At 66.0% G+C, this 14,340-nt stretch carries 13 protein-coding genes and 1 tRNA gene; 6 read left to right on the top strand and 8 right to left on the bottom strand.

Annotated elements, in window-relative coordinates; genetic code table 11:
* Nucleotides 1–233: 233 nt before the first annotated feature.
* From OG225_RS27535 to OG225_RS27520, 4 genes are all read right to left on the bottom strand, one after another.
* Nucleotides 234–1,577 carry an ABC1 kinase family protein gene (locus OG225_RS27535; RefSeq protein ID WP_405177916.1) on the bottom strand — a complete coding sequence of 448 codons (1,344 nt, stop codon included), beginning with the start codon at nt 1,575–1,577 and terminating at the stop codon, nt 234–236.
* Between the two features lie 83 nt (nt 1,578–1,660).
* Nucleotides 1,661–2,524 (bottom strand): hypothetical protein, encoded by an 864-nt coding sequence (locus OG225_RS27530; RefSeq protein WP_405177915.1) that lies wholly within the window; start codon nt 2,522–2,524, stop codon nt 1,661–1,663.
* Nucleotides 2,525–2,674: 150 nt separating this feature from the next.
* A complete protein-coding gene (locus tag OG225_RS27525; RefSeq protein WP_405177914.1) occupies nt 2,675–2,869 on the bottom strand; it encodes a hypothetical protein in 195 nt (64 codons plus the stop codon).
* Nucleotides 2,870–3,288: 419 nt separating this feature from the next.
* Nucleotides 3,289–4,674, bottom strand: coding sequence for a zinc-dependent metalloprotease (locus tag OG225_RS27520; RefSeq protein WP_405177913.1), 1,386 nt, complete (start codon nt 4,672–4,674; stop codon nt 3,289–3,291).
* Nucleotides 4,675–4,835: 161 nt separating this feature from the next.
* On the opposite strand from OG225_RS27520, the gene OG225_RS27515 reads away from it, so the two are divergent.
* Nucleotides 4,836–5,858, top strand: a complete 1,023-nt coding sequence (locus OG225_RS27515) for a PDZ domain-containing protein (protein ID WP_216909629.1) — start codon at nt 4,836–4,838, stop codon at nt 5,856–5,858.
* A 13-nt stretch (nt 5,859–5,871) separates the two neighbouring features.
* Here the strand turns inward: OG225_RS27515 and OG225_RS27510 are convergent, their stop codons facing one another.
* Nucleotides 5,872–6,450 (bottom strand): PPA1309 family protein, encoded by a 579-nt coding sequence (locus tag OG225_RS27510; protein WP_216909631.1) that lies wholly within the window; start codon nt 6,448–6,450, stop codon nt 5,872–5,874.
* 242 nt (nt 6,451–6,692) lie between these two features.
* Between OG225_RS27510 and OG225_RS27505 the strand changes: the two genes are divergently transcribed.
* On the top strand, nt 6,693–9,698 hold the full coding sequence (locus tag OG225_RS27505; RefSeq protein WP_405177912.1) for a UPF0182 family protein: 3,006 nt from the start codon (nt 6,693–6,695) through the stop codon (nt 9,696–9,698).
* Nucleotides 9,699–9,795: 97 nt separating this feature from the next.
* On the opposite strand, the gene OG225_RS27500 is transcribed toward OG225_RS27505, so the two are convergent.
* Entirely contained in the window at nt 9,796–10,317 is a 522-nt protein-coding gene (locus OG225_RS27500; protein WP_405177911.1) for a transglycosylase family protein, read from the bottom strand.
* A gap of 609 nt (nt 10,318–10,926) precedes the next feature.
* Here OG225_RS27500 and OG225_RS27495 point away from each other — a divergent pair.
* The 3 genes from OG225_RS27495 to OG225_RS27485 all read left to right on the top strand — a co-directional run bounded on the left by OG225_RS27495 (nt 10,927) and on the right by OG225_RS27485 (nt 11,763).
* Nucleotides 10,927–11,000 (top strand) — tRNA-Met (locus OG225_RS27495).
* 157 nt (nt 11,001–11,157) lie between these two features.
* Nucleotides 11,158–11,406, top strand: a complete 249-nt coding sequence (locus OG225_RS27490; protein ID WP_405177910.1) for a hypothetical protein — start codon at nt 11,158–11,160, stop codon at nt 11,404–11,406.
* 147 nt (nt 11,407–11,553) lie between these two features.
* The gene (locus tag OG225_RS27485; RefSeq protein ID WP_405177909.1) at nt 11,554–11,763 is read left to right on the top strand and encodes a hypothetical protein; all 210 of its coding nucleotides are present in this window, start codon (nt 11,554–11,556) and stop codon (nt 11,761–11,763) included.
* A 45-nt stretch (nt 11,764–11,808) separates the two neighbouring features.
* Here OG225_RS27485 and OG225_RS27480 read toward each other — a convergent pair whose 3' ends face one another.
* Both OG225_RS27480 and OG225_RS27475 read right to left on the bottom strand, forming a co-directional pair.
* Nucleotides 11,809–12,225, bottom strand: coding sequence for a low molecular weight phosphatase family protein (locus OG225_RS27480; RefSeq protein WP_405177908.1), 417 nt, complete (start codon nt 12,223–12,225; stop codon nt 11,809–11,811).
* Nucleotides 12,226–12,374: 149 nt separating this feature from the next.
* On the bottom strand, nt 12,375–13,334 hold the full coding sequence (locus OG225_RS27475) for a PstS family phosphate ABC transporter substrate-binding protein (RefSeq protein WP_405177907.1): 960 nt from the start codon (nt 13,332–13,334) through the stop codon (nt 12,375–12,377).
* Nucleotides 13,335–13,645: 311 nt separating this feature from the next.
* Here OG225_RS27475 and OG225_RS27470 point away from each other — a divergent pair, with 311 nt between their 5' ends.
* Nucleotides 13,646–14,338, top strand: coding sequence for an ArsR family transcriptional regulator (locus OG225_RS27470; protein WP_405177906.1), 693 nt, complete (start codon nt 13,646–13,648; stop codon nt 14,336–14,338).
* Nucleotides 14,339–14,340 lie beyond the last annotated feature (2 nt).

Here is a 14,340-nt window from a genome sequence, read left to right as displayed (position 1 = left end):
AGCCGAGGTCTTTCCTCCCTCCGGTCGCTGAGGCCCCGTCATTGCCGCACCCCCACGGCGCCCAGGAACGAGAAAGCAGACCAGCCGCACACCGCGAGATCCGGCGTGTGGCTAGTTTGCGTTGTGCGACAAGGTCTTTCGCCGCCGAGGCGGCGCGCTTCTTGTCGGCATGATCCCTCGTGCCGAGAAGTGGCGCGCCGCCCGGCGCGAAGTTCGAAACCGTACCGGCGCTGTCAGCTGGCCGAGCGCTCCTCGCGGAGTCCCGGGAGCCAGGTGTTGGCCAATTGCATGAACGGGATCTCGGCGTCGAGCTGGGCCAGGATGCCCACCGACCCGCCGAGCACGCGGAAGATCATCACGTGTTCGGCGGGAAGTTGCAGGGCGCGTGCGGTTTTCATCTCGGGGCTGGAGAAATCCGATGCCTTGCCCGCTACCCGCTGCATCCATTTACGGGTGAAGTGGAACGACTCGGTTCGGATCGGGTCGGTGAACGGACGCAGGTAGTCGGCGATCTCCTCGTCGGCGAGCTCCCGGCCCGGGATCACCCACCCGTTGTCGTGGAGCAGGTCGGTCAGCTCGTCGAACCGTTCGTCGAGGGCCAGCGACAGCATCCGGCCGAGTACGGAGGGGAAACCGTCGGGCAGCGGCGCGCAGGCGCCGAAATCGATGACGGCCAGTTTGCCGTCGGCGAGCATCATGAAATTGCCGGGGTGCGGGTCGGCGTGCAGCAGACCGACCGTCTCCGGAGAGGAGAAGTGGAACCGCCCCATCAGCAACGCGACCCGATTGCGCAGGTCGCGGGTGCCCTCCGGATCCCGCGCGCCGTCGGCGATGATCTTCGACACCGCGGTTCCGTCCAGCCATTCGGTGACGATCACCTTGGGGGCGGAGGCCACCACCTTGGGCACCACGATCTCCGGGTGACCGTCGAACGCCTTCGCGAAGGCGCGCTGGTTGGCGCCCTCGTTGCGGTAGTCGAGTTCTTCCTCGGTGCGTTCGGTGATCTCGGCCAGGATCGGTTTGACGTCGGCGCCGGGAATCACGGAGGAGATGAGACCGGTCATCCTCGACAACGTCTTGAGATCGGCGCGCAACGCCTCGTCCGCCCCCGGGTACTGCACCTTCACCGCGACGGTCCGACCGTCCGACCACACGGCCTTGTGCACCTGGCCGATACTGGCCGCCGCCGCCGGGGTGTCATCGAAGCTCTGGAAGCGCTGCCGCCACTGGGTGCCGAGCTGCTGGTCGAGCACCCGGTGCACCGTCGCGGCCGGCATCGGCGGCGCGGCCGCCTGCAACTTGGTCAGTGCCTCGCGGTAGTGCTCGCCGAATTCCTCCGGGACCGCGGCCTCCATCACGCTCAGCGCCTGGCCGAATTTCATCGCCCCGCCCTTGAGCTCGCCGAGCACGGTGAACAACTGCTCGGCGGCCTTCTGGTTCAGGTTCGCGCTGATCTCCGATCTGTCGCCCCCAGCCAGCCTCTTGCCGAAGCCGACTGCCGCGCGTCCGGCGATGCCGAGCGGAATCTTGGCCAACTTGGCATTGCGGGACGAGCGGCGGCGCACAATCTCGGACACGTACCCATCATGGCGGAAGGACCAGGGGGATCGCCATCGTAATGTGATCTCGGTCCCTGTCCGATCCGTGGTCGCGACCCCGTTCACGCCGGTACGCCCGCCGAAACGGCGCGACATCCGCATTCCCCGTGCGGTGCCCAGTAGCGCTGCTGGATGAGATGGGAATCCAGATCCAGTTCGAGTGTGGTGTCCAGGGTCGCCGGGGTGCGCAGCGGTGAACAGGCCACGATCGACTCGACCTCGTTGAGCGCCAGCGCGGCGGTGGCGGCGATCGCGGCGGGTGCGGCATGCCCGACCCGGCCGAGCAGTTGGGCGGCCAGGTGCGGCCAATCCGCGTCGAGGTCGGAGCGGGTCAGATCCGCGCAGCGCAGGCAGCTGGTCTCGCCGGGCAGGACCAGCGGGCCGATGATGCCCTTGCCGTCGCGAATCCTTACTTGCAGATGCGGTATGCGATGCAGCACCAGCTCGCTCACCAGGTGCGGATCGGCGACCACATCGTCGGCGAGGATGACCAGATCAGCTCGCCACGCCGCGCTCGCCACGTCCGGCACCGGTCCGCGTGAGCGCGCCGGACGGATCGCCAGGCGGCGCAGGCCCGTGGTCAGCGTGTCGGAGAGCGGACCCAGTCCGTGTAGCCGCACCGATCTGACCTGCCGTTCGCGGGTTCGCGGGTGTACGAGCAGTCCGGCCTCATCGATTTCGGTGAGCAGCGCCACCGCACGATCGGCGGCGATGCCGTTCTCCCCGGCCTGCCAGATGATCTGCGGGCGCGTCTGCAAGCCGTCCAGTAGTCGGATGAAGGCGAGCACCGTCGCGGTGTCGAGACCGGGCGGGTCGATCAGCAGAGCTTTTTCCGGATCCCAGCCCAACTGCACCACCCCCGACGGGCGGACGAGGACCGTCACCCGCGGATTCAGCATCGGCCCCCGCACAGGATTCGTTGTCATGCCGGAAGTATGCGGGTGCCCGGGTACCGCGAAGGGGGTGAATCCTGGGGTTATCCACAGGAATTCGCGTTGTTCACAGGGCAATTCTCGGACGTGCGATTGTCCGTCTCGGTGTCCGCGATCCACACCGCGGCGATCCGACCGCGGCGACTACCCCTCCTGGTAGAGCCGCTGGCACGGCAGCGGGCGCATTTCCCGGGTCACGCGATTGTCGACGCGCACCGCGCGGGCGGGCAGCAGTCTGCGCATCTCCGCGACGAAGGCGGCCGCCGCGGATTCCTCGGCCCGATAGTGCATCGTGGGTAGCCCCTCGATACCGGACTCGACAGCTATGTGGCGTTCCATCACTTCGACCTCTGACCGTCATCTGTCCATCGAGCCGAGCAGGTCGGGCATCGGTCGTCTCCGAGTGCCGTGGCTGAACGTGTCAGCGAGAAGTTCGGCATCACGCCTCCACATCGTCTGGTAGCTGGCTGGCTCTTACTGGTTCGCTATTGACGGTAACACGGTTACCAACTCGTGACTAGCTTTGGTCTCGACAACCCTGAAATGGACCGATGACCAGCACTTGGGTCGAAATTTCAGACTCGAAGCAGATTGAGCGAACTCACGTGACGCGATTGGCTATCGATTAGCTGTATTCGGTTCGAGCTCAGTGCTCGGCTGTCCGGCCATGCGACACGTCGTGTGCGGTCCCGCGCCGGGATGAACGCGGCCCGCTTACGTGAGCGGTCCCGCACTCGCCGCTTCGCGCGCCTCGGCGGTCACTCGCCGTCGTCGTCCTTCTTCTCGCGCGCCGCCCGCTCGGCGGCCTCGCGCGCCTCGGTCGCCGCCAACTGCGCCATCGGATCGTCGAAAGCGGTTGTGCCGCCGCCGATCACCGAATCGATGAAACCTGCGGGCGAATCGAGGTCGTCGGAGTCGGGCAGCAGGTCGGGATGTGCCCACACGCCGTCGCGGGCTTCCATTCCGGCGTCGGTGCTCAGACGCCGCCACAGCGCGGCGGCCTCACGCAATTTGCGTGGACGCAGTTCCAGACCGACGAGGGTGGCGAAGGTCTGTTCGGCGGGGCCGCCGGTGGCACGGCGGCGGCGCAGGGTTTCGGCGAGCGCGCCCGCGCCGGGCAGACGTTCGCCGACGGCCTCGGTGACCACCACCTGCACCCAGCCCTCGATCAGGGCGAGCAGGGTCTCCAGACGTTCGAGTGCCTGCTTCTGTTCGGGTGTGGTCTGCGGCTCGAAGGTGCCCTTGGACAGCAGTTCCTCGAGTTTCGACGGATCGCCGAGCGTCATCGGGTCGATGCCCTGGGCCGCTTCCTCCAGCGCGGAGAAATCCATCTTGATACCGCGCGCGTAATCCTCCACCGCGCCGAGCACCTGCTGGCGCAGCCACGGCACATGCTGGAACAAGCGCTGGTGGGCGGCCTCACGCGCGGCCAGGAATACCATGATCTCGCTCTCCGGCTGTTCCAGGCCCGCGCTGAACTCGGAGATCGCGGCGGGCAGCAGCGCGGCGGTGCTGCTCGGACCGAGCGGTAGGCCGATATCGGTCGAGGTCAACACCTCTTTGGCGAGTTGGCCGAGAGCTTGGCCGAGTTGTGAACCAAAGGCGAGTCCGCCCATCTGGCCCAGCATCCCGACCATCGGTGCCGCGAATTCGCGTGCCTCCTCCGGCAACTGCGAGGTCCACATACCCGAGATCTGCTCGGCGACCGGATCACACAGCCGTTTCCAGGTCGGCAGCGTCTCCTCGATCCAGTCGTTGGGCGTCCAGGCGACAGTTCGACCCGCGCCGGCGGGCAGGGTGGTCGCACCGTCGAGCCAGAGTTCGGCCAGGTGCGCGGCATCCGCGATCGCCTTGGCCGTGGTCTCCGAGACGGGAGCCACCGACGAACCGAGCTGCTGGCGGGCCAATCTCTTGGCGACGTCGTAATTGACCGGACCGGCCTGCGCCGACCCCGGCTGGCCCATCCCGCTGAGCATCTGTCCCAGCTGGGTCAGCATCTGTCCCAGTTGCGACGGATCGAACCCGCCCGCACCACCCGTCGCGAACCCGAACGGGTTGTTCGGATCGGCACCGCTCGGCTCCTCGCCACGCTTGCGCGCGTCGTCGTCATCGCGGTTCGAGAATCCGAATGGGAGGTCAGTCATACAGCTAACGTTACGCGGGCGACAGGCACGAACAAGGGATGGTGGCGTGGCTCGCGCCGGTGCGGGCGCGATGTTCGCGAGGGGCGAACGGGTGGACGCGCGGAGGCTGGAAAATCTGCCTGCGCCGCCCGTACGCGCGGCCGAACACTATGGTGGGCCTGGTGAATCGTCGGATCATGACCCTGGTGGCCGCCCTCGTCCCGGTGCTGATACTCGGTGTGATCGGCACCGTGGTCACCGTGCCGTATGTCGCGCTCGGTCCAGGACCCACCTTCAACACACTCGGCGAGGTCGACGGCAAACAGGTCGTCGATGTGCAGGGCGCGGCCGTCGATCCGACGACGGGTCACCTCAATATGACGACGGTCTCGGTGCGCGACGGCCTGAACCTGTTCGAGGCCTTCGGGTTCTGGGCCAGCGGCCAGCACGGACTGGTGCCGCGCGCCGAGGTCTATCCACCCGGGGTGCCGCGCGAGGAGATCGACAAGTCCAACCAGCAGGATTTCAAGGATTCCGAGGGCAACGCCGAGGTCGCCGCCCTGCATTTCCTGAATCTGCCGACGGTGGTGCTCATTCGCAAGGTCGGTGACGGACCGGCCGCGGGTGTACTCGAACCGGGTGACGAACTGATCAGCATCAACGGCGCGCCGATCGCCGCGCCCAAGGATGTGGTGACGGCGGTCTCGTCGCAGCCGCCGGGCAGTGAACTCACCGTGGCGTTCCGTCGCGGCGCGGGGGAGCAGACCGCCGAGATCGTGCTCGCCGCGCGCCCGGACGATCCGGCCAAGGGCTACCTGGGCGTCACCCCCGGCGAGGGCGCGCGCCCGCCGATGGAGGTCACCTTCAACCTCGCCGATATCGGCGGTCCGTCGGCGGGGCTCATGTTCAGTCTCGCGCTGATCGACAAGCTCAGCCCGGGGGAACTCGACGGCGGCAAATTCGTGGCGGGTACCGGAACCATCGATCAGGACGGCAAGGTCGGGCCGATCGGCGGCATCCAGTACAAGATGATGGCCGCGCGCGAGGTCGGCGCGGAGACGTTCCTGGTCCCCGCCGCGAACTGCAACGAGGCCAGGCAGCGAACGCCGGAGGGATTGCGGCTGGTCAAGGTCGAGAATCTGGACGGCGCGGTGAAATCCCTCGATGACATCAGCGCGGGCCGCGAGACCGTGAGCTGCGGCTGAGGAACCCGGGCCGTCAGTCGAAGGTGTTGTGCAGCGCCTCGACCAGGTTGGGCGCGAGGTTGGGATAGGTGAGCAGGTCGAGGTCGGCGAATTCCTCGTCGTCCTCGGGACGCAGTTGCAGCAGGCACAGCGACGCGCCCTCGCGCAGTACCGCCGCAAGCAGTCGCGCCTCCCTGCGTTCGGGATGTGATTCGGCCGCCGCGCGGGCCGCGGCGTCGGCGGCGTCGTGATCGGCGAGCAGCGGGGCGAGCGCGTCGTCGAGGGTGCTCTCGGCGTCCGGTGGCAGCACGACGATCTCCTGGACCAGCACACAGCCCTGCACCGCGGGCGGCCATGTCGTGGTCGCGAGGAATTCGTCCAACGCCATCGATCCGCCGGTGATGTCCTCGGGGAACGCTTCCTGAGCGATCGGGGTGAGTTCGTTGCCCTGATCGAGCTGATCGATCAGACCGGGTTCGGCGGCGACCAGATCGGTCGTCGGTACCAGCGCGAACATCTGCGGGGGGTTGCCCCAGCCTTCGGCGTCGGCGAATTCCGCCACCTCACGGACGGAGCGGGCGAGGACGAGTTCGGCGTGCAGGTCAGCGGTCACGCAAACATCCTCGCATCACCTCGGGACCGGCCGTGGCGGGACTCGGCGACTCGGCCGCCCGCCGCCCCGGTGACGCGCGCTGAATCGTATTTCCGATGCTGAACAAGGTCACCGAGCCCATTCGATGTCCGTTTCCGTAGAGTGGGCGCCAGATGGTCCGAACAGGATCACCCGCATCAATCGGACTGCGGTGCATCGCCCGGCAACGGAGCGGACGCCGCCGGACCTTGGAGAGTGGCATCGTGGGCATGCGGCCCCCCACCGGCTTACCTTCGTTGTCCCGCCGCAGCCGAGTGCTGCTCGTGGCAGCCGTCGTCATCGCGGCATTGCTGCTGCTGGGACCGCGGCTGACCGACGCCTATACCAATTGGTTGTGGTTCGGCGAGGTCGGCTTTCGAAATGTCTATCTGACGGTCGTGCGCAGTCGCGTCATCCTGTTCGCGGCGGTGGCGATCTTCGTCGGCCTCGTGGTGTGGCTGGCGTTGCTGCTCGCCTATCGGACCCGGCCGGTCTTCATCCCGGTCGCCGGGCCGAACGATCCGATCGCCCGCTATCGGACCACCGTCATGAGCAGGCTGCGCCTGTTCGGCATCGGTATCCCGGTGGTCATCGGCGTGCTGTCCGGCCTGGTCGCGCAGTCGAACTGGGTCGTGCTGCAACTGTTCCTCAACGGCGGGGATTTCGGCCAGCAGGATCCGCAGTTCCACCTCGACGTCGGCTTCTACGCCTTCGACCTGCCGTTCTACCGCATGGTGCTGAACTGGCTGTTCGTCTCGATCGTCATCGCGTTCTTCGCGAATCTGGTCACTCACTACATCTTCGGCGGACTGCGCCTGAGCGGCCGCGAGGGCACGCTGACCCGGCCCGCGCGCATCCAGCTCGCGGTGCTCGCCGGGACGTTCGTACTGCTCAAGGCGGTCGCCTACTGGTTCGACCGCTACGACCTGCTGATGAGCAGCCGCAAGGAGCCGACCTTCACCGGTGGTTCGTTCACCGATATCAACGCGGTGCTGCCGGGCAAGCTGATCCTGCTGTCCATCGCGGTCATCTGCGCCATCGCGTTCTTCGCGGGCATCGTGCTGCGTGATCTGCGGGTGCCCGCCATGGCGGCGGCGCTGCTGGTGCTCTCCTCGATCCTGGTCGGCGCGGTGTATCCGCTGATCGTCGAACAGTTCTCGGTGCGCCCGAACGCCGCGGACAAGGAAAGCGACTACATCGAGCGCAATATCGCCGCGACCAGGCAGGCGTACGGGATCACCGACGACAAGATCGAATACAAGGACTACCGGGGCGAGAGCCGCAAATCCCCGCTGGAGATCCCGGTCGACGCGGCCACCATCGGCAACGCCAGGCTGCTCGACCCGAATATCCTGTCGCCGACGTTCACCCAGTTGCAGCAGCTGAAGAACTTCTACGGCTTCCCCGAGTCGCTCGACATCGACCGCTACACCCTCAACGGCGACGTGCAGGATTTCATCGTCGCGGCGCGCGAACTGCATCCCGCGGCGTTGAGCGGCAACCAGACCGACTGGATCAACAAGCACACCGTCTACACCCACGGCAACGGTTTCGTCGCCGCGCCCGCCAACCGCGTCAACAAGCCGCAGTCGGAAGATCCGAACGCGACCGGTGGCAGCAGTGACAGCGGCTACCCGATCTTCATGGTCAGCGATCTGTCGACCGCCGCGGACCGGCAGCGGATCAAGGTCGAACAGCCGCGCGTCTACTACGGCGAGCTGATCTCGCAGTCGAATCCTGACTACGCGATCGTCGGTGCCGTCGACGGCCAGAACCCGCGCGAGTACGACTCCGACACGGCGTCCTACACCTACGAGGGTGCGGGCGGCGTCTCGATCGGCAACTGGTTCAACCGGCTCGCCTTCGCCGCCAAGTACGCCGAGCGCAACATTCTGTTCTCCTCGGCCATCGGCGACGATTCCAAGATCATCTTCAATCGCAGCCCGAAGGAGCGCGTGCAGAAGGTGGCGCCGTGGCTGACCACCGACGGCAATGCCTACCCCGCCGTCGTCGGCGGCCGGATCGTCTGGATCGTCGACGCCTACACCACGCTCGACAACTACCCGTACGCGCAGACGACCTCGCTCGACGGCGCGGTCGAGGACAGCATCGACAAGAAGACCGGGCGGTTGCTGCCGCGCAAGGAAGTCAGCTACATCCGCAACTCGGTCAAGGCCACCGTCGACGCCTATGACGGCACGGTGACCCTCTACGAGACCGATTCCTCCGATCCAGTGCTGCAGGCGTGGCGCGGAGTGTTCCCCGGAGCGATCAAGCCGGAAAGCGAGATCTCGCCCGAATTGCGCGCGCATTTCCGGTATCCCGAGGATCTGTTCAAGGTCCAGCGCGAGATGTTGACGAAGTACCACGTGGACAACCCGCGCGAGTTCTTCACCAACAACGCCTTCTGGTCGGTGCCCGCCGACCCCACCGTCGAGGCCCAGGGCGGCGGCACGTTCAACCAGCCGCCGTACTACGTGCTGCTCGGCGACGCCGCGACGAACAAACCGGTGTTCAACCTGACCAGCGCGATGGTCGGCTACAACCGGCAGTTCCTCTCCGCGTACATCTCGGTGCGGTCCGACCCAGACGGGTACGGCAAGTTCACGATTCTGCAATTGCCGACCGACACCCAGACCCAGGGTCCACAGCAGACGCAGAACAGTATGACGACCGCGGATCAGGTGTCCCGCGAGAAAACCCTGCTGTCCAATTCCAACAAGATCAAATACGGCAATCTGCTGACCCTGCCGATCGCCGACGGCGGCATCCTCTATGTTGAGCCGTTCTACAACGAACGCAATACCGGCCCGACCACGTCCACCTTCCCGCAGTTGCTTCGCGTACTCGTCAGCTATCGCGACGAGGCGGGCAGTGTGAAGGTCGGCTATGCCGCGACACTCGCCGAGGCGCTGAACCAGTTGCTCCCCGGCGCGGGGGCGTTGGCGACTCCGTTCGGTGGCGATCCGGCGACCAGGCCGAAACCGGGGACCGTGCCGCAGGTCACCGAACCCACCCAGCCGCCACAGTCGGGCGGTACCCCGCCGACGGCCGGTACCGTCACTCCGCCGACCGGTTCGTCGCCGGCGAAGGACGCGGCGGCAGCCGAGCTGAACAGGAAACTGGAAGCGGTGCGCACCGCCATGCGCACCGGCAACTTCCAGGACTTCGGTAAGGCGCTCGACGAGCTGGAGGCCGCGGTCAAGGCCTACCAGGAGGCCGGTCGCTGATCCGGAGAGATCCTCCGGAAAACACAGAACGGCGCCGCTATCTCCCAGTGATAGCGGCGCCGTTCCTGTAGACGCTGTGTCGCTGACGGGGTCGGCGTCAGCGGCCCAGCGAGTCGATGAGCGCGCTGTTCTGCTCGAGGACGGCCTGGTACTGCGATTCGAGGCCGTACTGCTTCGCCAGGTCGGCGCCGGCGCTCTTGGCCTGGTCGACGGCGGAGACCGCGCTGCTCGGGAGTTCGGCGGGCAGTTCGGACAGGATCTCCGGCTCGGGCTCCGCGGTGCGCAGGTACTGTCCGCAGACCGGCCAGGCGCCGACGCCCTGCGTGGCGAGCACGTTCTCCGCGACGCGGATCTGCTCTTCCTTGCTGGCGCCGTGGGCCGAGCCCTGTCCGCCGTTGGCCGACCACGTGCTCGGCGAGAACTGCAGGCCGCCGTAGTAGCCGTTACCGGTGTTGATCCCCCAGTTGCCGCCGCTCTCGCACTGCGCGACGCCGTCCCAGTCGTGGGCGGGCGCGGCCGATGCGGTCGCGGTGGAGAGTGCGAACGGGACGGCAACAAGGGCGCCGGTGACGGCTGCGAAGCCGAGGGCGCGCGCGCTGAACTTCCGGTTCTCAGACATATGATTTTCCCTCCCTGTACGCACCGACTCGGCGTGGATTTCGCCGGTCCCTGTCCCCAGGAAATCGGGGTTCTCGCACCACGGGACAGGGTTTCCGGTGGTCGACGGTGCGAGCTGGAGCCCATCCGCGGATTGCCTCCGGGCCTGATTCGACGGTAACGAAGAAAACTCGGCAGATCACATCTTGATAACTCGCGCATTGTATGAAGCGAATAGCGGGTATATGTGTATTCATGCAGGTGGGAAACGCCATGGCAAGCGTTTTCTATAGTGCAGTTATAGTGCCGTGATGTGATCGAGATTACCATGAAATAGTGTTCCGCGTCACGTTTCGGTATCTCTCTCGGGGTGTAAGCGCCTCGGTATCCCGATGGGTGGGAATTTGAAACATCATTCCGTCGAATAACGTGTATCGCTGGGGCGCTCATCGAGTCACCGTGGGCGCCGGGTGCGTCACGTCGCGGTGGGCCCTCGGTGTGCAACGCGCCTCATTCCGGGCCCGATCCCCCGCCTACGGTCGACTTTCGGTGGCGCTGACCTGGTGTGATGACATGTGGCGGCGGTGATTTGCCTTCTGTGCGCCGACATGTGTAATGTTGTGTTTACCGACGCGGGGTGGAGCAGCTCGGTAGCTCGCTGGGCTCATAACCCAGAGGTCGCAGGTTCAAATCCTGTCCCCGCTACAAACGGCCCAGGCCAGAGAGATTTCGGTCTCTCTGGCCTGGACTATTTTCGGCGTTCGGGGTCCCTTTTTCTCCCTTATTGTCGGGAAGCACGGCACCCTGCATGGGTTCTGCTCCCTGTTTGCTCGAACCGGGCGTTGGCACAGGAGGTCTCTACATGGTCACCTACGATGCGGGTGTCTCCCCGCGAGTACTTATCGCAGGCACGATCGGCGAGCCCTTCCACCCCGTAAGGCTGGAAGTGAGCAAGTACACGGGAAGCGTCGACAGCCTCGATAGCAGCGGTGTTCGCTGGAACAGTTGGGATGTGTTGATCCTTGGGCCTGACGCCACGCTCATGGAGGATCTGGCTGATGTCGGTGAGCGCCTGCGCGTGATACAGCTCGGACAGCATCCCTTAGCTTAGGTCGCCCCATTCCTCGAACATACGTTCGCACTATAGTAGCTGTCGGTGAACTGACCTACCGGGGCAGCGCGCGTCGATCCTTCTTTCGCAACGACTCCGCAGTCACCGCGACGGCGGCCCGAGAGATCGATACGTCACGGAGGTGCCATGACCGCGGTGTATCGATCCGGGGCCGCCGATGACGACCACCATGCCGTGTCGGACCCTCGACCGTTGCCGGACTCACCGGGTTATCCGGATCGCGTCTACCGGATCGCACGGGCCGCGGCTCCGCGTCCCGCGCTCGTCGCGGTCGCTGCGCCGAGCCTGCCGGTGTGCCGCCGTCGCGCACTCGATCCGGCACCCGACCTGATGTAGCCGCCGCGCACACCCCTCCCGCGCTGAAGGCGCGACACGGATTGGTCAGGCCGGTGGGGTGAGTTCGGCGAGCAGTTCATGGACGCGCGCGGCGATATCGTCGCGGACCAGGCGCATGCGTTCGATGCCTTCGATTCCGCGTTCGGAGGGTTCGTCGGTGTCCCAGTTGATGATCCGTACGCCTTCGACGGGTTCGATGTGGGCTTCGCGGCCGAGGGTGATTACCAGATCGACCGCGCGCAGCAGGCGTGGGTCGATCGGTTTGGGAGCTTCCTGACTCAGGTCGACGTCGACTTCCCGCAGCGATTGCACCGACAGTTCGTTGAGTGCGGTGCCGGGGCGGGTGCCCGCGGAGTAGGTGTCGACTTGTTCTCCTGCTGCCTTGCGCATCAGCCCGGCGGCCATCTGGGATTTGCCGCCGTTCTTCACGCACACGAACAACACTGCCGGTTTCGTGCTCACTGCTCTGAGATCCTTTCGGTCGAAGTCGTTGCCGCCGTGTAGGTATCGATCGCTGTCGATACCCACACGGCGGGTATGAACCGATGGTGCGAGCACCGTCGCGGCGGTGACCGATCGGTCGAGGCCGGGACTGTGGTCGCAGGGGCGGGTTACTGTCCGGCGGTTTCGACGATGTCGGCCAGTTCAGCGCGGGCTTGGGAGAGTTGCGGGCTGGTCATCGGGATGAATCCGGCCGTAGCGACGATCTTGGCGTTGTTGTTGATGTAGAACTCGGCGAACTTCTCCACCTGCGGCTTCTTCAACGCGGTGTCGGTGAGGTAGATGAACAACGGCCGGGCGAGGGGTTTGTAGCTGCCGTCCTGGGCGGTGGGCACCGACGGTGCGATACAGCCTTTGCCGCTGTCGATCTGGACCGCCCGGAGTTTGTCGGTGTTGTCCTCGTAGTAGGAGAAACCGAAGTAGCCGAGCGCTCCCTTGGCGGCGGCGACGCCGGTGACGGTGTCGTTGTCGTCTTCGCTGGCGCGGTAGTCGGTGCGGCTCGCGCCCTCTTTCCCGGTGATGGCCTGGGTGAAGTAGTCGAAAGTGCCCGATTCGGTGCCCGCCCCGAACAGGGACAACGGTTCGTTGGGGAAGGCGGGGTCGATCTCGTTCCAGCTCTTGACCGTCGAGCCCGGCTCCCACATCTTCTTCAACTGCTCGACGGTCAGGCAGGTGGCCCAGGTGTTGTCCTTGTGGACCACGACGGTGAGCGCGTCGTTGGCGACCTGCAACGCGCTGAAGATCACCCCGCGCTCCCCACAGGCTTTGGACTCGGCGCCGCTCATCGCCCGCGAGGCGTCGGAGATGTCGATCTGTCCGGCGCAGAACTTCTTGAACCCGCCTCCGGTGCCGGACGCGGTGACTGCGACCTGGACATCGGGATGTTCGGCCGTGAACAGATTGCCCGCGGCCACCGAAAGCGGTTCGACCGTGCTGGACCCGTCGATCACCACCGGCCCCGACAGTGGAGCCTCTGGTTCCGGATCGTCGCCTCCGCATGAGGTCAGGGCCAGTGCGGTGATGGTGGCGAGCGCGAGAACATGCAGGCGTCTGGCCTGACGGATAGCCATGTCGAGTGTGCCTTCCTGGTCGGTCCGATGTCAGCCGCGACCGGCTGAAACTCGTGGGGCAGATCTCTGGATCGAAGGATTTCGGGTGCGACAGCGCTGTTGGTGGCAGCGACGGGCGATCGACGGCAGTCGATCCGTTGGAGATCGGTGATCATCGATTGACGTTGAGGCCCTGCGGATTTCGGAGTCCCTGCTCCACAGGGATCTGTGCGCTCGGGTCGGCCCGGAGATGGCGACTCGAGTCCGAGTCGCCGTCGCCGGGCACTGCCTTGCGCTTGACCCACGATATTAGATCAGTGATTATTGAGTCAATGACTACTGAGGGATTATGGTCGGTGGAGCGGCGTGCCGAGGTGCACGCCGCGCTCGCCGACGTCACACGGGTGCAGATCGTGGACACATTGGCCACCGGCGACATGGCGTCCTCGGAGCTGTGCGCACGATTGACCATCCCGACCAACCTGCTGGCCCACCACGTACTGGTCCTCGAACGTGCGGGATTGGTCCGCAAGGAACGCTCGGAAGGCGATCGACGCCGTAGCTATCTGCGTCTGGTGACCGATTTCGGAGGACATCTGCTGCCACGCAGCGTGATCCCCGCACAACGGGTGGTGTTCGTATGCAGCCGCAATACCGCACGCTCACAGTTGGCGGTGGCCGCATGGACGCAGCGCAGCGAGGTACCAGCCACCTCGGCCGGTACCCATCCCGCCGAGAGAGTGCACCCGGGCGCGGTCGCCGCCGCCCGGCGGCACCGGATCCCGCTGCGACCCCAGCCGCCCCGCGCCGTCGGAGGGCTGGTGCAGCCGGGGGACCTGGTGATCGCGGTGTGCGACAACGCCCACGAGGAACTGCCCGCCGACTCCGCACGCCTGCACTGGTCGATCCCCGATCCGGTGCCCGCCGGCACCGACGCCGCGTTCGACCTCGCCCTGGACCAGATCCGCCAACGCATCGATCGCATCGCCGTCACCATCACCCCCGCCACCCAGCCCGCTCCCTGATC

This window comes from Nocardia sp. NBC_01377, from assembly GCF_045040005.1.
Taxonomy (GTDB): Bacteria; Actinomycetota; Actinomycetes; order Mycobacteriales; family Mycobacteriaceae; genus Nocardia; species Nocardia noduli.
Note: the sequence above shows the minus strand (reverse complement) of the source record. Positions and strands in the feature narration are given on the sequence as shown.

Excerpts from the sequence above, each read along its gene's own strand:
- OG225_RS27470 (WP_405177906.1), top strand. The coding sequence starts at position 13,646 with ATGACTACTGAGGGATTATGGTCGGTGGAGCGGCGTGCCGAGGTGCAC.
- OG225_RS27520 (WP_405177913.1), bottom strand. The coding sequence starts at position 4,674 with ATGACTGACCTCCCATTCGGATTCTCGAACCGCGATGACGACGACGCG.
- OG225_RS27500 (WP_405177911.1), bottom strand. The coding sequence starts at position 10,317 with ATGTCTGAGAACCGGAAGTTCAGCGCGCGCGCCCTCGGCTTCGCAGCC.
- OG225_RS27475 (WP_405177907.1), bottom strand. The coding sequence starts at position 13,334 with ATGGCTATCCGTCAGGCCAGACGCCTGCATGTTCTCGCGCTCGCCACC.
- OG225_RS27490 (WP_405177910.1), top strand. The coding sequence starts at position 11,158 with ATGGTCACCTACGATGCGGGTGTCTCCCCGCGAGTACTTATCGCAGGC.
- OG225_RS27525 (WP_405177914.1), bottom strand. The coding sequence starts at position 2,869 with ATGGAACGCCACATAGCTGTCGAGTCCGGTATCGAGGGGCTACCCACG.
- OG225_RS27485 (WP_405177909.1), top strand. The coding sequence starts at position 11,554 with ATGACCGCGGTGTATCGATCCGGGGCCGCCGATGACGACCACCATGCC.
- OG225_RS27530 (WP_405177915.1), bottom strand. The coding sequence starts at position 2,524 with ATGACAACGAATCCTGTGCGGGGGCCGATGCTGAATCCGCGGGTGACG.